The 15600-nt window shown below is 55.1% G+C and carries 17 protein-coding genes; 12 read left to right on the forward strand and 5 right to left on the reverse strand.

The features are described from left to right. The first annotated feature begins 252 nt into the window (after positions 1-252). The 10 genes from ureA to ACTRWH_RS08095 all read left to right on the forward strand — a co-directional run bounded on the left by ureA (position 253) and on the right by ACTRWH_RS08095 (position 9017). Positions 253-555 (forward strand): urease subunit gamma, encoded by a 303-nt coding sequence (ureA, locus tag ACTRWH_RS08050; protein ID WP_007152777.1) that lies wholly within the window; start codon positions 253-255, stop codon positions 553-555. Between the two features lie 10 nt (positions 556-565). Further along, positions 566-880, forward strand: a complete 315-nt coding sequence (locus ACTRWH_RS08055) for an urease subunit beta (protein ID WP_085679395.1) — start codon at positions 566-568, stop codon at positions 878-880. A gap of 213 nt (positions 881-1093) precedes the next feature. After that, complete coding sequence (gene ureC, locus ACTRWH_RS08060; protein ID WP_462826250.1) at positions 1094-2797, forward strand: urease subunit alpha; 1704 nt, start codon at positions 1094-1096, stop codon at positions 2795-2797. Positions 2798-2807: 10 nt separating this feature from the next. Then, positions 2808-3332: an urease accessory protein UreE gene (gene ureE / locus ACTRWH_RS08065; RefSeq protein ID WP_462826251.1), complete on the forward strand. Its 525-nt coding sequence runs from the start codon at positions 2808-2810 to the stop codon at positions 3330-3332. Continuing rightward, positions 3322-4017, forward strand: coding sequence for an urease accessory UreF family protein (locus ACTRWH_RS08070; RefSeq protein ID WP_462826304.1), 696 nt, complete (start codon positions 3322-3324; stop codon positions 4015-4017). Before ureE ends, ACTRWH_RS08070 begins: the two co-directional genes overlap by 11 nt. Positions 4018-4056: 39 nt before the next feature. Beyond that, positions 4057-4695: an urease accessory protein UreG gene (gene ureG, locus ACTRWH_RS08075; RefSeq protein ID WP_462826252.1), complete on the forward strand. Its 639-nt coding sequence runs from the start codon at positions 4057-4059 to the stop codon at positions 4693-4695. A gap of 45 nt (positions 4696-4740) precedes the next feature. Further along, positions 4741-5325 (forward strand): HupE/UreJ family protein, encoded by a 585-nt coding sequence (locus ACTRWH_RS08080; RefSeq protein WP_462826253.1) that lies wholly within the window; start codon positions 4741-4743, stop codon positions 5323-5325. A 601-nt stretch (positions 5326-5926) separates the two neighbouring features. Further along, positions 5927-6922, forward strand: a complete 996-nt coding sequence (locus ACTRWH_RS08085) for a DUF4917 family protein (RefSeq protein ID WP_036209073.1) — start codon at positions 5927-5929, stop codon at positions 6920-6922. 94 nt (positions 6923-7016) lie between these two features. Next, positions 7017-8339: a hypothetical protein gene (locus tag ACTRWH_RS08090; protein ID WP_036209075.1), complete on the forward strand. Its 1323-nt coding sequence runs from the start codon at positions 7017-7019 to the stop codon at positions 8337-8339. A gap of 285 nt (positions 8340-8624) precedes the next feature. Next, a complete protein-coding gene (locus ACTRWH_RS08095; protein WP_462826254.1) occupies positions 8625-9017 on the forward strand; it encodes a hypothetical protein in 393 nt (130 codons plus the stop codon). 167 nt (positions 9018-9184) lie between these two features. Here ACTRWH_RS08095 and ACTRWH_RS08100 read toward each other — a convergent pair whose 3' ends face one another. Beyond that, a complete protein-coding gene (locus ACTRWH_RS08100) occupies positions 9185-9529 on the reverse strand; it encodes a DUF2956 family protein (protein ID WP_462826255.1) in 345 nt (114 codons plus the stop codon). 92 nt (positions 9530-9621) lie between these two features. Here ACTRWH_RS08100 and ACTRWH_RS08105 point away from each other — a divergent pair, with 92 nt between their 5' ends. Together ACTRWH_RS08105 and ACTRWH_RS08110 are read left to right on the forward strand one after the other, a co-directional pair. Beyond that, positions 9622-10272 carry a glutathione S-transferase gene (locus tag ACTRWH_RS08105; protein ID WP_228209966.1) on the forward strand — a complete coding sequence of 217 codons (651 nt, stop codon included), beginning with the start codon at positions 9622-9624 and terminating at the stop codon, positions 10270-10272. A gap of 381 nt (positions 10273-10653) precedes the next feature. Then, positions 10654-11187 carry a PEP-CTERM sorting domain-containing protein gene (locus ACTRWH_RS08110; RefSeq protein ID WP_350033640.1) on the forward strand — a complete coding sequence of 178 codons (534 nt, stop codon included), beginning with the start codon at positions 10654-10656 and terminating at the stop codon, positions 11185-11187. Positions 11188-11290: 103 nt separating this feature from the next. On the opposite strand, the gene ACTRWH_RS08115 is transcribed toward ACTRWH_RS08110, so the two are convergent. The 4 genes from ACTRWH_RS08115 to ACTRWH_RS08130 form a co-directional block, all read right to left on the reverse strand. After that, positions 11291-12580, reverse strand: a complete 1290-nt coding sequence (locus ACTRWH_RS08115; protein ID WP_462826256.1) for a hypothetical protein — start codon at positions 12578-12580, stop codon at positions 11291-11293. A 65-nt stretch (positions 12581-12645) separates the two neighbouring features. Then, on the reverse strand, positions 12646-12909 hold the full coding sequence (locus ACTRWH_RS08120) for a type II toxin-antitoxin system ParD family antitoxin (RefSeq protein WP_462826257.1): 264 nt from the start codon (positions 12907-12909) through the stop codon (positions 12646-12648). A gap of 103 nt (positions 12910-13012) precedes the next feature. Beyond that, positions 13013-14212, reverse strand: a complete 1200-nt coding sequence (locus ACTRWH_RS08125; protein WP_462826258.1) for an MFS transporter — start codon at positions 14210-14212, stop codon at positions 13013-13015. A gap of 258 nt (positions 14213-14470) precedes the next feature. Further along, complete coding sequence (locus ACTRWH_RS08130) at positions 14471-15571, reverse strand: mandelate racemase/muconate lactonizing enzyme family protein (RefSeq protein WP_273623867.1); 1101 nt, start codon at positions 15569-15571, stop codon at positions 14471-14473. Positions 15572-15600: the final 29 nt, after the last annotated feature.

The following is a 15600-nucleotide window of genomic DNA, read 5'->3' on the forward strand; positions in this document are numbered from 1 at the left end:
ACGGTTCGCCCCGCCCTGTTAAGCGGAGAAATGAGTTAGCGCACTAGCTCGATAGGGTCAGAAACAACTGTTTGGAACAACGGAAGTTAATCCAACAGGCAACTCAGAATTCAGACAAGGCAGGAGGGAAGGGGTGCACGGGATCGTAAAAAACATGGATGTTTTTTCCGAGCGTACAGGGACGTATTCACCGCGTATCCCGTGCACCCCTTCCCTCCTGCCGACAAACTCCAGAACCCGAGGAGAACAAAAATGGAATTAACCCCAAGAGACAAAGACAAACTGCTCCTCTTCACAGCAGCACTGTTAGCAGAGCGCCGCAAGGCCAAAGGCCTGAAGCTGAATTACCCAGAAGCCGTCGCCCTGATCAGCGCAGAAATCATGGAAGGCGCCCGCGAAGGCCGCACCGTGGCTGAAATGATGACCGCCGGCACCGAAATCCTCACCCGCGACGACGTCATGGAAGGCGTGGCCGACATGGTCGACGAAGTCCAGGTAGAAGCCACCTTCCCCGACGGTACCAAACTCGTCACCGTCCATAACCCCATAGTTTGAGGAGGCTGCCATGATCCCCGGCGAATACCAGCTTAAAGACGGCGACATCGAACTCTGCGAAGGCCGCCAACGCATCACCATCGAAGTCGGCAACACCGGCGACCGCCCCATTCAGATTGGCTCCCACTACCACTTCGCCGAAGCCAACCCCGCGTTGGACTTCGACCGAGCCAAAGCCAAGGGCTACCGCCTAGACGTCGCCGCCGGAACCGCCATCCGTTTCGAACCTGGTCAAACCAGAGAAGTGACCCTTATCCCGTTCGCCGGAAAACGCGAAATCTACGGTTTCCGCCAAGAAGTCATGGGAAGACTCGACAAGAACTGAGGACAACAGGAGCAAGGGGTTAAAGAAGGCCCGAATGAACTCTGAGGGTCGGGCGGATAGGGCTTTCCAGGAATGTGCGGAGCCATGGATGGCGGAGCCCAAGCGCACATGGATGTGCTTGTAGCGTTTCCTGGAAAGCCCTATCCGACCGGCCCAGGCACCGAAGTTTTAGGCCTCAGTAACCCAGGCACCCAAGCAAAAACGAGGGACAGCATGAAGATAACAAGACAAGCCTACGCCGACATGTACGGCCCCACAGTGGGTGACCGAGTCCGCCTGGGCAACACCGAACTGTGGATCCAGGTTGAAAGCGACGCCACCCACTACGGCGACGAAGTAAAATTCGGTGGCGGCAAAGTCATCCGCGATGGCATGGGCCAGAGCCAGCGGGCCGACGACAGCGTGATGGACACCGTCATCACCAATGCATTGATTCTCGACTGGTGGGGCATCGTCAAAGCCGACGTCGGCCTGCAGAACGGCAGAATCGCCGCCATCGGCAAAGCCGGCAACCCAGACACCCAGCCAGACGTCACCATCGTCATCGGCCCCGGCACCGAAATCATCGCCGGTGAAGGCAAAATCCTCACCGCTGGCGGAATCGACGCCCACATCCACTTCATCTGCCCGCAGCAGATCGAAGAAGCCCTGATGAGTGGCATCACCACCATGCTTGGCGGCGGCACCGGCCCCGCCACTGGCAGCAATGCCACCACCTGCACCCCCGGCCCCTGGCACATCGGCAAAATGCTCCAGGCCGTCGACGACTTGCCCATGAACATCGGCTTCCTCGGCAAAGGCAACGCCAGCCTGCCGGAATCCCTGGAACTGCAACTCAAAGCCGGCGCCATGGGCCTCAAACTCCACGAAGACTGGGGCACCACACCCGCTTCCATCGACAACTGCCTCACCGTGGCGGACAAGTTCGACGTACAGATCGCCATCCACACCGACACCCTCAACGAATCCGGGTTTGTGGAAGACACCCTCGCCGCGTTCAAAGGCCGCTGCATTCACACCTACCACACCGAAGGCGCCGGCGGCGGCCATGCCCCCGATATCATCACCGCCTGCTCCAAGGACTACGTACTGCCGTCCTCCACCAACCCCACACGGCCGTACACCGTCAACACCATCGACGAACACCTCGACATGCTGATGGTCTGCCACCACCTGGACCCCAACATCCCGGAAGACGTGGCCTTCGCCGATTCCCGCATTCGCCGCGAGACCATCGCCGCGGAAGACATCCTCCAGGACATGGGCGTGATCTCCATGATCGCCTCCGACTCCCAGGCCATGGGTCGGGTAGGGGAAGTGGTGTGCCGCACCTGGCAGACCGCCCACAAGATGAAAGTACAGCGCGGCCTGCTGCCGGACGACGAACAACTGGGCGCCGACAACCTGCGCGCCAAACGCTACATCGCCAAGTACACCATCAACCCCGCCATCACCCACGGCATCGCGCACGAAGTGGGTTCCGTGGAAGTGGGCAAGCTGGCGGACCTGGTACTGTGGGACCCGGCCTTCTTTGGCGTAAAGCCCGCGCTCATTGTGAAAGGCGGCATGATTGCAGCGGCCCCCATGGGCGACCCCAACGCCTCCATTCCCACGCCCCAGCCCGTGCACTACCGCATGATGTTCGGGGCGCTGGGCCGTGCCGCCAGTGCCACCCGCCTGAGCTTTGTTAGCCAGGCCGCGCTGGATGCGGGCATTGGCAAGGAACTGGGGCTGAACAGCACCCTCGCGGCCTGTAAAAACGTACGCAGCGTTCGTAAGGGCGACCTCAAACTCAACGACGCCTGCCCACACCTGACCGTGGACCCACAAACCTACGAAGTGCACGCCGATGGCGAACTGCTCACGTGCGAGCCCGCCACCGAACTGCCACTGGCGCAGCTATATCATCTTTTTTAAGGAGCCCGACATGCTTGAGCTGACACAGAGAATCGGCCCAGTGGAAACCAGCGAAATCCACGACCACCTAACGCTGCCCTTCGAACTGCGCATGCGCGGCCGCCTGCGCGCCAGAACCGATACCGGATACGACGTTGGCCTGTTCCTCGACCGCGGTCCCGTGCTGCGAGAAGGCGAATTCCTGCAGGCCCAAAGCGGCGAAATCATCCGCATCCGCGCCGCCGACGAACCCGTGGTCACCGCCCGCATCGAACCCGGCGTGCCCCTGGCCCGGTTGTGCTACCACCTCGGCAATCGTCATGTGTCGCTATCCATCGGCAGCGAAGACACCGCAACAGATGGAAAGACCGGATGGGTGCGCTTCCCGCCGGACCACGTACTGGAAGAACTAGCCGAACGCCTGGGCGCCTCCCTGGTACACCACCAGGCCCCCTTCGACCCGGAACCCGGGGCATACGCCCAAGCAGGGCATGCTCACGGCCATTCACACGATCACAGCCACGGGCACGACCATGACCACCCTCATGCTCACTGACAGCAGCCAGACCGCCGTAGGCGACCTGTCCCTGCTGGGCCTGATGCAACTGGTCAGCCCCGCACTGCCCATCGGCGCCTTCGCCTGGTCCCAGGGCCTGGAAAGCGCCTTCGAACTGGGCTGGGTGAACAACGAAGACCAATTGGGCGACTGGCTGGAAGGTGTACTGGAAGACGGCCTCACCCGTTGCGAACTGCCCCTGCTCGTGCGCCTGCAAACCGCCTGGGCAACCAATGACAACGCTGGGCTGGCCCACTGGAACCAATGGCTGCACGCCACCCGCGAAACCGCCGAACTGAGCGACGAAGACGCCCGCCTGGGCTCTGCGCTCATTCGCCTGTTGGGCAGTCTGGAACTGCTACCAGCCGAAGGCCGAATGCCGGAAGACCCCGGCTACGTCACCGTCTTCTCCTGGGCCGCCCACATGCGCCACGTACCCGTGCGCCAAACCCTGCTCGGCTTCGCCTGGGCCTGGCTGGAAAACCAACTCGCCGTCGCCTGCAAAGCCTTGCCCCTGGGCCACACCGCCGCCCAACGGCTGACCGAACGGCTGCGCCCGAAGCTGGTACACGCCGTCGACCAGGCACTGACACGGAAAGACAACGAACTCGGCCCGGTACTGCCAGGCCTCGCGCTCGCGAGCGCACACCATGAAACCCAGTATTCACGGCTTTTCAGAAGCTGAACAAAAAGCGCTATTTGTTAGAGAAACGGAGAACACGCCATGAAACATTGTCTGAGAGTAGGAGTCGGCGGCCCGGTCGGCTCAGGTAAAACCGCCTTGCTGCGCCAACTCTGCAAAGCGTTAAAAGACCACTACGACATCGCCGTCGTCACCAACGACATCTACACAAGGGAAGACGCCGACTTCCTCCTGAAACACGATGCCCTCCCAGCCGACCGCATCCTCGGCGTGGAAACCGGCGGCTGCCCCCACACAGCCATCCGCGAAGACGCCTCCATGAACCTCGCGGCCATCGACGATCTGCAAAACCGACACCCCAACCTGGAACTGGTGCTGGTGGAATCCGGCGGCGACAACCTCTCCGCCACCTTCAGCCCGGAACTGTCCGACCTCACCCTGTACGTTATCGACGTCTCCGCCGGCGACAAAATCCCCCGGAAAGGCGGCCCTGGCATCACCAAATCCGACCTGCTGATCATCAACAAAATCGACATCGCCGAACAGGTGCATGCATCGCTGGATGTGATGGAAAGGGACTCAAAGAAAATGCGTGGTGAGCGGCCGTTTGTGTTCACCAACCTTTATGACGGGGTAGGGCTGGAGACGATCATCAGCTTTATTCTGGAGCGGGGGATGTTGCCGGAACGGCGCGCCAACGAAGTGGCCGAAACCGCCTGACACCGAACCACAAACACCGAATTCAGCAACACAAGGAAGAACACCATGAACCAGACCACCAAACTCCTCATGGCCGCCGGCCTGCTACTCACCGCCACCACCACAGCCGCTCACATCGGCCACGGTGCCCATGCTGAAAGCGGCTTCCTCAGCGGCCTGCTGCACCCGATGCTGGGCCTGGACCACCTGCTGGCCATGGCCGCTATCGGGTTTTGGAGTGTGCGCCAGAATAACCTCATGAAGAACGCGACGCCGGCGTTCGTGATTGGTGGCATGGTTCTGGGGGCGGCCCTGGCTTGGGGCGGACTGAGCTTGCCCGGCGTTGAAACTGGCATCACCTTCTCGGTACTGGTGGCCGGCATTCTCATCGCCACCTTGGCGAAACTGCCAACTGCTGTTGGCGGTATGCTCGTCGGTGCGTTCATGCTGTTCCACGGCTTCGCCCACGGCACAGAAATGCCCGCAGGCGCAACGCTCGCGGCATACCTGGCCGGTTTTTCCATCGCTACCCTCGCCATCACTCTGGTTGGGCGTGGGCTGGGTAGCCTGATGCTGAAGGCGGATAGCCGATTTAGCCGTGGTGTTGGTAGTGTGCTGGCAGTTGCTGGGGCATACCTGGCGGCTGCCTGATGGCTTGACGAAAGCAGGTAGCAAACAAAAAGCCGCTCGGGAAACCGGGCGGCTTTTGTTGTATATGGTTTACTGAATTTTACGTCCTCCGGGTAGGAACTTTTCCACGGATTGGTCTAGTGTGTAGTCATAAGAAACGGATCGACGCCGCTGTTAAGGATGACGGATGGAATTCACGGTGTTACCGCACACACTCCAAAGCGCCATTCCAACGGGCATCTGGTATCTGATTCCGCTGTTCTTCCTGGCGGTGGTCATCAAATTACACTGGTTCAAGAGCAATGCCGGGGAAGCGATGGTTAATCTTTCCGCCAGATTCTATCTCGATAGAACGTGGGGTGGATGCGGGGGGGGGGGGCGAATTCCTAGGGTGTAAGGCATTTCCAAGGTGTCGGGAGAATTGTTGATGCTTCGTTATTGCAATAATGAAGCAGTCAAATAATTGCCACGCCTCCGATGTTAGAGTATATCGCAGTCGGTTGATTTTGATGATATTAGTTTAAAATTGTGATGTGGATGGCTGAGCAAATTCAAGCGGTCAAATGATTGCAATAATGAAGTTCTCTATCTAACCACTGTTAAGGTATATAAGGAGATTGTCTTGAGTGATTTTCGAGAGGAGCTAGAAAGCTGCGAGGGCCAAAAATCCCTTGTTCTCGGAAATGGTTTCGGAATTTCTTACGATGTTGCTGCAGGGACTGATTCGTTCTGCTGGGATTCACTAGCAGACCTCTGTGAATTTGAAGCAGATAGCCCTTTGAGGGACTTGCTCGAAGAATGTAACTTCGATTTTGAGATAGTTCACCAAAAAATTAACAATGCGATAAGTGTTGTCCAAAAGTACGACGATGAAAATCAGCTGTCCGAGAAGTTGTTTGATGAAATACAGGTCCTACGGGATCAGCTGGTTTCAGCCGTGGCTCGGTCTCACCCTCCCTCTTTAAATCGGGAATGCACTCCGGTTGAGAAGCGCAATATCTCTCGGATGGTCAGTAACTGTAGAAGTTTTCTTACTAAATTCGAGAAGGTGTTTTCTTTAAATTATGACCTGTTGTTGTACTGGGTTCGCTGCTTCGACAACGATTTCTTGGGCAATGATTGTTTTGAGAAAGACGGCGATGAACTAATTTTTTCATCCGACGATGATGCTGAATTTCTTTTTCCGCATGGTGCGCTTTTTATATACCGTGACGGGTATTCTGCGAAGAAATCCAGAAGCAGTAGGCCCCGCCCAATACTAGCTCGAGTGGAAGACAATATTGAAAACGGCATCTTCCCCATGTGTGTGTCGGAGGGAACAGGCGATCAAAAGTTGTCGGCCATAAAATCTAACGAGTACCTTTCTTTCTGTTATGGAAAAATAAAAGAATGCAAGGGCACAGTGTTCACTTATGGAGCCTCTTTTTCAGAGGGGAAGGATAATCACATCATTGAAGCTCTCATTCAAAGTCCAGCGAAGCGCATCATTGTGGGCGAGTTTAAGCCAAGCGAAGGCGACAAGTATCGTTTGCTCCACGAGTTCAGCAAGGTCATGGACACTTTAAACGAGAGAAAAGAGGTCATGGTGGCTGATACGAGCAGTATCGACATATGGTAAACCTTAACCAGGGGCTGCAGCGGACCGGTTTTCCGGCGCGGTGCGCCTACAAAAAGGCCGCTGAGCCCAAGCGTTAGACCTATAGGGAGAAGAGATGAGCGTCGAAGAAGACATTGGGGAACTTGAGGCGCTTAAGGTGTCAGCGCCTCACGAAATCAACCTTTCTTACCTAGATCACCGTAGCAGGAAGACGACAAAGCTCGTAGGCAATACCAGCGAGCAGAACTATGTCAAAGGGCAACATCGAACATATGAGTTCGAATTCAAAGAGCCTCAATTTGTAACTCGGATTCAACTCAGCACGCTGGATTATGCTGATGGGAACAAGGCCACGTTTACTTGTACTTACTATCCTTCGGGCGATAAGGGCAAGGTCCAGATCGCTAACGCAAAAAATGCATGGAGCGTGCGCGTAAACGGGTTCATCACCAAGTTTTCGATTGAGCCGCCGAGAAAGTATCTGGGAGACCAACTTCTTACTGCAGTACAGATTGAGGGGGTGCGGCCGTCGGAATTTCCCGATATCGCTAAGCAAGTCGGATCGGTCGAAAACCTTCGTCAATCAGCTTTAGAAAAATGCAGAGAGCGCCTTGACGCAGTTACAGCTAAAGAATCCGAAGTTGATGGTCTTAACAATACAATTACCGAATTGACGGATACCATAAATCAACTCACCGACGATAAATCACAAGTCGAGGGTGAGCTTGAATCTGTCAAGGAAGAGCTATCAGCAACCGAACGGGCCGTTGGATCAAAGAAGCAAGAGCTTTCGGAGTATTCAGCCCGAATCGAGTCCGCTGCTTCGTCGATTGAGCAGAAATCGGAAGAACGGAAACAACTTTCGAGCGACATCACCAAAGCCAAGGCGGAGCTGCGAGATCTAAAAGAGAACATCAACTTGTTCCCTACGGAAATTAGCGGATTCGTCTCTCAGGGTGCGTCCAGCATCAAAAGGTACTCATTTTTCGCGGCGATCCCAATTATTATAATAAGCCTGGTGACGGTTGATCTTCTTCTTAGGGCATCTGAGCTCAGTAACTTAACGAATCTGCCGCAGGATATTTCGATCTGGGAGGTATTGGTTGCTCGCTTTCCGTATGTACTGGTTTGTGGCGCACTCCTTGCCTCAAGCTACAAACTTGCCAGAGTTTTTATCGCCGAAATCATCCGAATCAATCAGCAGCGTTTGAACCTGACAAAAATAAGTATCATCGCTAAAGACGTATCGGATGCGTCTGAAGACGGTTTATCGCTTGACGACGCGGCACGTTATGAGCACCGCACACATCTCAAGATGAATCTGTTGCGCGAGCATTTGAAGGGCTATCTTGCGGAGGATTACCAATATTCGAAAAAGGATCTGCCGCCTCAGGAACCATCGACGGATGAGGCTGGTCGAGATGGGACCGAGGCCTAACCAGTGGCTGTTGTCGGACGCACCTACGCTGGCGCTCCGGTGCGCCGCAAAGCCAAAGCATTATATAAAGAGAAAGGCGAAACAAGGAGTAAGTATGAAAAACTATTTCTACATTTTAGTTCTGATGCTTTCCGTTCCAAATCTAGCTTCGGCGGACGATAGCTCCTCTCTTCTGTTTGATGGAGGAATTGGGAGCCTAATTGCGTTAAGGGATAATTTTTTATCGAATATAGTGACCAAGTTTCAGATGGCTGCCTTCCTCAACCCTCGAAAATGGAGGACAAGATGGAGTTAGCTCTCCGTAAAAACGGATTCTCCATTTCAGCAGAAAAATCATTTTTCCCAAATGTGATAAATATTACAGCACTAGGGTTTGGCACGAACGACTATTCATGTGCCATTCATGTCGAAGCGGATCTTATATTTTACGCTAACGTCGCAGTGCCTTACGCACAAGAAATGGAAGACGGTAGCACTACCTTCGCACCAGTAACTTATACATTTGGAAGCACAATGTTGACTGGTAGGAAGAATGGGATGCAGGGACGCATAGAAGAAACAGTGAAAGAATTTGGAGACAATTTATACTTACAAATTTCTCGTTCCAGGGACGAACTGGCTGACAACTTTCCTGAAATTCTCGAATACCACGCAAAGCAGAATTCGCAGAACAATTAGAAATATAACAAGGCGCATCAGTACGAGAGAAAACCGCGACAGATCTATTTTCTCAAAAGGAAAACAGGGACAGATCTATTTTTTGGATCTATTTTTTGAAACCTGCGGTCGCCTGCACACCGCAATCCGCGAAGACGCCAGCATGAACCTGGCCGCCATTGATTCGTTTAGCCCCCTAGGCCCAAGCCCAATATATAGAGACCGATTCCAGCCCAGGTGAACAGTAGCAGCGCCCAAGGTAGCCATGGGGTTCGATAGCGGATCTCGGATTTTGCAGGATTTTGTTCTGCGCTTTCGGTCGCTGTTTGGTGTTCTTCTTTTTTGCGCTGTTTGTCTTTTTCCCGGGCTTTGGCTTTTTGCTGTTTTTTATACTGATCAATGCCCTTCGCGATACCCTGCGCAATCATTTTTGTCTGCTCTTTGCTTTGCCGTGGCCGCTGAGTTGCCTTTGCCATGGCCAAGGCTTCCTCCTGGGTTTGCGGTGACGGTGCCTGCTTTTTAATTTTTGCCATAGGGCTCGGCTCGGGTTGTTGGTCAATGGGCTATTATAACGGTTAAGATCGGCGTCGTTTATTCAGCCAGGAGCCAAGCTATTACCTTTCCGCTGCCTCGTTTATATTCTTTCCGTCGTTGTCCTTACGCTATGCGCGCTCGGCTCGGGATCTTGTTTGCCGGACTGACGGTGGAGCTGCGGGAGATCGTGCTAAAAAACAAGCCGGCGCAGATGCTGGCGGTCAGTCCCAAAGGCACGGTTCCTGTTCTGGAGTTGGCAGGAGGTGACCGTTCCGAGAGGCTCGTTATTGAGGAAAGCAGGGAAATCGTCGAATGGGCGTTGCGGCAGAGTGATCCGAAGGGTTTGTTGAACACTGATTTAGTAAGCGCTAATGCCCTGATCGACCGCAACGATAACGAATTCAAACACTGGTTGGATCGTTATAAATACGCGGATCGCCATCCAGAACTCTCCCAGTTGGATTACCAGCAAAAGGGTGAGGTGTTTTTGCAGGCGTTGGAAAGCCTATTAGCCAAGAACCGGTATCTCCTGGGGAGCAACATCAGCATCGCTGATATTGGCATCATGCCCTTTGTACGCCAGTTCGCCCATGTCGATCGGGAGGTGTTCTACAGTCTGCCCTATCCGAATTTACAGAAATGGCTGAGGGATTGGCTGGATCATCCAGTGTTCCTGCAGGCCATGATCAAGTTCCCGTCTTGGCAGGAAGGCGATGATGAGGTGGTATTTCCACTGAAATAACGGGACTGAAAAGACGGGACAGGTTTATTTTCCCCCTGCCCGTTCCCGCCGAATCAGCAGTACCAAAGCCACCGCCGGTATCTCGGCCCAACCGGGGCGCTCGGCCACTTGCTCCGGGCGCCGCGTTCTGCGGCCTTTTCTGGAAAGATATCCTCGCCGCCGGTTGGGTGTTGCTCTTTCAACTCTTATCCTTCAACTCTGTCCAAAAATACATCTGTCCCGATTTTCGGTCCGTGTTTTAGTTGGTGTCGATTTTTTTTACGGGTTATCTAGGGTTTTGAGAATGGTATTACTTAACTATTTAAAAATAATGCAGAAATCTATTTTCGTATGATTATTGCATCAATTGTTCTTACGTTTTAAATGCAGTGAGATAGAACCATGATACGAAAAACTATATTTGGAATCGTTCTTGTTTTGCTTGCTCCCATCGCGAGCAGCTCAGTTATTTTTGATTTCGATTTGTCGCCAGCAAGTGAGTTCGCGACAGGCGATAGGGTGGCAATATCCTTCGCAGACAACACTGACTTCAATGCCGTAGATAAGGCTGATCTTTTGAGCTGGGAGTGGAGTATCGGTGGCGATGTTAGGTCTAGTAACAACCTTTATTCTGACAACGTAGGTGCTTTGTTTGGTTATGCTTCTGGTGCCTTGTCATTGATTGTTGGTCAAACTGGTAGTGGTGCATATTTGCATAGCAATGGTGATTTCATGTCTCAGCTCGGGCAGGACTGGTACACATCTGTGCATACGTATGGTGGGGTGCAGTATGTTAGTGTTGGGACGCTCACATTCTCAGGTACTAAAAGAGGTTCAGTGGAAGTTCCTGAGCCTGCGGCACTGAGCCTGCTAGGTTTGGGTTTAGCTGGGTTGGTTGTTTTCCGGCGTAAGCAGCGTCCATCGCAGAGGTGTTGATTATTGAAGCGTCTGCAAAAATGTGTGTCCTGGTTTCTGAAACCGGGACAGATCTATTTTCTCTGAGATCCCGATCCGCATGTCGAGTCAGCCTCGCAAACCATCATTCTTTTGCAGAAACGCCAATGCGCTCGGCCAGGTAATCGCAAAAGTGTTGGGCGACGTCCTGGCCGTCTAGGTCTTCGGCGATTGTCGTCTTTCTTTGCTGGTTATCAATCGCAAGAATCTTGAAGTGCTCCACCTTGCTTACCCCCTGTCCCGTGCTTCCCGTGCGCTTGATGGTCAGGCGCAAAACCTGATCCATCGTCAGCTTGCGGCTGCGTACAGGCAGGAAGAGCCAGCTTCTCAAGGTACGAATTCCCTGTCGGTCAATACGGACAACCAGTCGGTTGAAGGGCAGGTATAAGGCAGCAGCGCCTGCAGCAATCGCGACCAGCACAAAGGGGACGCCGAACAGGCCCAAGAACACGCCAAAGGCCCCGCCCGAAAAAGCCGACGTCAGCATCGATACGCTTGCAAACCCGAAACCGCCTGCAAAGATCCAGGCGAACGCGCTGAGCATCTTGTTGCGGAACATGGGGAAACGCATTTTTATCTGATGGCCATAATCCTGGTAGTTCATGGCACGGGAGAGGCCTGGCAGGTCCAATTGGCCAGACTGTATGGCTTCTTTGGCGGCCTGGGATTGTTCGTTACGCAGGTCGCGCGCCTGAGCACTGATATCATGCTCGACACTCTGAGAACGGGTATCGCCGTGAAACGCCGGAATGTCGTACTGGCGCTCCAGATCTACGCCCGCAATATCCGCTTTCACCGATAGACGCCAGAAATGGTACCGGCTGGACCGTTCAATATCGGCTTCTGGTAAGTCGCCCGGCAGGTCGAATCGAAAAGCAAAGCGTACACCTTGCCCGGCTGTCTCAATTTTCGGTGTGCCGCGCTCCGCCCAGAGTATCTGCTCTCGGCGGGTGCGGTTCTTTCCCGATCCAGAGACATAGGTGTAAATACATTCCAGTGTCACGGTGACTTCTGCACCGGGAGCTGCAAGTTCCTGAATCCTGAGCCTTGGCACTAGGATTGTGCCACCCATCTGGCCACCGATGGCCGCTGGATACGGGTCCATTTCCAGTTCGACCGTGCCGTAGTGGCGATATTCCCGGGTCATGGCGACGGCTTTCCAAAGCAGCCCCAGGCCCACGGCAGGAAAAGCGACAACCATTAGAACCAACCACTGATTTTGATCCAGGGCCTTTGGCAGCGTCCAGAGCAGCGGCGTGCTTATGGCGTTCCACAACAGAGCCATGACCCAGGTGAGTAAAAGCGTGCGTTTGCGATCAGAACGGATGCGAGGGGCTTCCCAGCCCTTGCGGCTTTGCCAGTTGAGGTGCGTCATTGTGGTGGGTCTTTTGTTGTTGGGGCGAAAACCCGGACAGATCTGTTATCTGGAGGTCAGATCTATTATCCGCGCGCACGTTTAGAGAGGTAAGTCGCGAATTCGTCGCCAGCAAATGCTGTGGTTCTGCCGGTTTTCAGGTCTTCCTGACCCGCGTCGATGGCATCTCTCAGATCATTCATCTTCGTAACGTAGCTGGACTCAGCTTCCTCGACCATCCTCAGGCCGGCTCGCAGTACTTCGCTCGCATTCTGGTAACGGCCAGAGGCAATCAGGTGGTCAACCACTTCGGACTGATGCTCTGTGAGTACAATATTTCTCGTTGCCATGGGGTCGGCCTTTCAAGAGTGATATTGGCATAATATGCCAATCAATGCGTTTGCGGTCCAGTGCTGCAAAAGGCGTATCGGTGTCAGCGCTGAATCTCGGAAGCTATTTCCCCCTTGCCCGTTCCCTCCGAACCAGCAACACCAAAGCCAGTGCCGCCAGTGATCCCATCACAGCGGCGAAAGTGATCCCGGTCGTCTTCAGGCTGGTCACGCTCGCCATCAATCCCAGGCCGATCACCGGTACTGAGATAGCGATATAGGCCACGACAAAGAACGCAGACGTTACCGCTGCCTTCTCCCGCACAGGGCTGGCCGCGGCGATGGCGCCCATGCCGGCGCGGAATGAGATGCCCTGGCCCATACCGGCAATCACAGCACCGGCGATGAACAGCGCGAGGGACTGGGTGTATATGCCTAGTGCTATCGGAATCACACCGAGCATCAGGGAAACGCAGCCCAGAGGTAGGCGCAGCCTGAGCGGCAGTCTGCCCTGCAGGAACTGCCCCACGGTCGAGGCGATGAAGATGCTGCCGGCCACAACGCCGATCAACAACCGATTGTCGTAGCCCAGGACCTTACCCATCATCGCCGGGGCGATGGATGTGAAGAAGCCGCACATGGCGAAGCCTGCGAAACCGGCAATGGCGGCGGGAATAAATACACCGCGGACTTCTGCTGGCACGTTCAGGCGCTGGACGGACAGTTTGGGGCGAGCGGGTTTCGAGACGGTCTCAGGCGCCGCCCAGATGCAGCACACGGCCAGCACAGCCATGGCAATGTGCACCAGAAAGGTCAGGTGCAGTGGCCAGGGTAGGTACTGGGAAAGAGCGCCAGCTAACATCGGCCCTAGGCCCAGCCCGCCCATGTTCGCCGCTGTGGCAAAGAAGGTGGCTTTCTCACGCCAGTGGGGCGGGGCAAGTTCAATGACTGCCACCGTGGCCGTGCCGGTAAAGATCCCTGCGGACAGCCCAGACAGCACCCGGCCGGTCAGGATCATCGCCAGGCCATCGGCCTGCCAGAACACCAGGTCACTGATGATGGAGCAAGCCAGGCCCGCAAACAGCAAAGGCCGGCGGCCTATCTGATCAGACCAGCGCCCGGTCACTACCAGTGCGGCGATCACACCAAAGGCATAGGTGGCAAAGATGATGGTGATCATCAGGTCGGAAAACCCGAAACGGTCCTGGTAGATCGGGTAAAGAGGCGTCGGCATGGTGGTGCCGATCATCGTGACACTGAAGGTGAAGGCTGCGCCCAGGAAAATAAGCAGCGGAAACAAGCGGTGTTGCTTGGGTGAGGGCATGCAGGGGTCCTGGTCGGCAATCTTAAAAGTTGGTGTGCTCGTTTTTGGTCTGTTCACACCCGATCAATAATCCCACACAAGGCATCCAGCCCATCCGTCAGCGCCGCCGATGGCGTAGAGGGTCTCTGTGGTTTCTTCGGTTAGGCAGACGATGCGTTGGGGATAGTTCATGGGGGCACTATACCGTGAAAGTGGGGCTTGACCACTCATGCAAATCCGCGTGATCGCAGACACCCACAGCAAAATGCGCCCTGGCATCTACTCGTAGACGTCTCGCAGGGAAAGCAGCTCAAAGTCCGGGGTAACGCCCAGCCCGGGTCGATCGCTGAGCCACATGCGGCCATTGGCGACCTCCGGGGCGCCTGTGGCGAGTTGCACTGTGTTGTAGTTGTGCAAATCGGTGGTGTTCAACAAGGCTCTGGGGGATGTACTGGCGGCCAGATGCGCATAAGCCGCCGTCGCAATTCCACTGCCCCAGGCGTCTTCTACGGTCATGGGTATGCCGGCATCTGCACAGACGTCGCGAATGATCCGGGAGGGCGTCAACCCACCGAATTTGCTGACCTTGAGGGCAATGGCATCCATGGCGTCGTCCCTGATGCCGCGCTGGAGCTCATTCAGGGTGTTGAAAGCCTCGTCCAGTTTGATCGAATGCCTGGCACGGCGCCGGACCGACAGGCACTCTTCGTAGCTTCGGCAGGGCTGCTCCAGGTATATATCCACATCCTCGACGGCTTTTGAAAAACGCAGCGCCTCGTCGCGCCGCCAGGCGGCGTTGATATCGCCGATCCAGAGCTCATCCGGCTGTTTGAGTTTGTTAAGCCTGCGAACTAGGTCGATATCCTCATCCACTTTATGGCCCAGCTTGATTTGAATGTGGCGGAATCCCTCGTCGCGGTAACGCCGTAGTGATTCTTCCATTTCCTCTGGCTCGGCCAGTGGCACAATCCGGTGCAAGGGCATGGAGGGCGATTGAAGCCCGCCAAGCAAGGTGTAAACCGGAAGTCCGGACACCTTGCCCAGTAGATCCCAGCAGGCAATATCGATGGCCGCTTTGGCAACCGACTGGCCGGTAAGGGCCTGATTCATCCGTTCCTGGATGACTGACACTTGCCGCGGGTCCTGGCCGAGTATTTCAGGAGCGAGCAGGGACAGGCAGGAGGGAAGGCCCTCGGCAAACGCCGGCATGTAGTTGGGGCCGCAGGGGCACACCTCGCCATAGCCTTCGAGGCCCGTGTCTGTTGAAAGCACAACCACCGTTGTTTCGAAAGCCTGGTGAGAGCGGCCACCAGCGAAGGCATAGGCTTTTCCAGTATATTCCAGGCTCGCCGTGTATACGGCCATTCGCTCGATACGCATAGACCACTCCGCTCTGTACCCATCCCTGA

The sequence above is a fragment of the Marinobacter sp. G5_S1_61_S3 genome (assembly GCF_054968585.1).

Excerpts from the sequence above, each read along its gene's own strand:
- ureA (WP_007152777.1), top strand. The coding sequence starts at position 253 with ATGGAATTAACCCCAAGAGACAAAGACAAACTGCTCCTCTTCACAGCA.
- ACTRWH_RS08055 (WP_085679395.1), top strand. The coding sequence starts at position 566 with ATGATCCCCGGCGAATACCAGCTTAAAGACGGCGACATCGAACTCTGC.
- ureC (WP_462826250.1), top strand. The coding sequence starts at position 1,094 with ATGAAGATAACAAGACAAGCCTACGCCGACATGTACGGCCCCACAGTG.
- ureE (WP_462826251.1), top strand. The coding sequence starts at position 2,808 with ATGCTTGAGCTGACACAGAGAATCGGCCCAGTGGAAACCAGCGAAATC.
- ACTRWH_RS08070 (WP_462826304.1), top strand. The coding sequence starts at position 3,322 with ATGCTCACTGACAGCAGCCAGACCGCCGTAGGCGACCTGTCCCTGCTG.
- ureG (WP_462826252.1), top strand. The coding sequence starts at position 4,057 with ATGAAACATTGTCTGAGAGTAGGAGTCGGCGGCCCGGTCGGCTCAGGT.
- ACTRWH_RS08080 (WP_462826253.1), top strand. The coding sequence starts at position 4,741 with ATGAACCAGACCACCAAACTCCTCATGGCCGCCGGCCTGCTACTCACC.
- ACTRWH_RS08090 (WP_036209075.1), top strand. The coding sequence starts at position 7,017 with ATGAGCGTCGAAGAAGACATTGGGGAACTTGAGGCGCTTAAGGTGTCA.
- ACTRWH_RS08095 (WP_462826254.1), top strand. The coding sequence starts at position 8,625 with ATGGAGTTAGCTCTCCGTAAAAACGGATTCTCCATTTCAGCAGAAAAA.
- ACTRWH_RS08100 (WP_462826255.1), bottom strand. The coding sequence starts at position 9,529 with ATGGCAAAAATTAAAAAGCAGGCACCGTCACCGCAAACCCAGGAGGAA.
- ACTRWH_RS08110 (WP_350033640.1), top strand. The coding sequence starts at position 10,654 with ATGATACGAAAAACTATATTTGGAATCGTTCTTGTTTTGCTTGCTCCC.
- ACTRWH_RS08115 (WP_462826256.1), bottom strand. The coding sequence starts at position 12,580 with ATGACGCACCTCAACTGGCAAAGCCGCAAGGGCTGGGAAGCCCCTCGC.
- ACTRWH_RS08120 (WP_462826257.1), bottom strand. The coding sequence starts at position 12,909 with ATGGCAACGAGAAATATTGTACTCACAGAGCATCAGTCCGAAGTGGTT.
- ACTRWH_RS08125 (WP_462826258.1), bottom strand. The coding sequence starts at position 14,212 with ATGCCCTCACCCAAGCAACACCGCTTGTTTCCGCTGCTTATTTTCCTG.
- ACTRWH_RS08130 (WP_273623867.1), bottom strand. The coding sequence starts at position 15,571 with ATGCGTATCGAGCGAATGGCCGTATACACGGCGAGCCTGGAATATACT.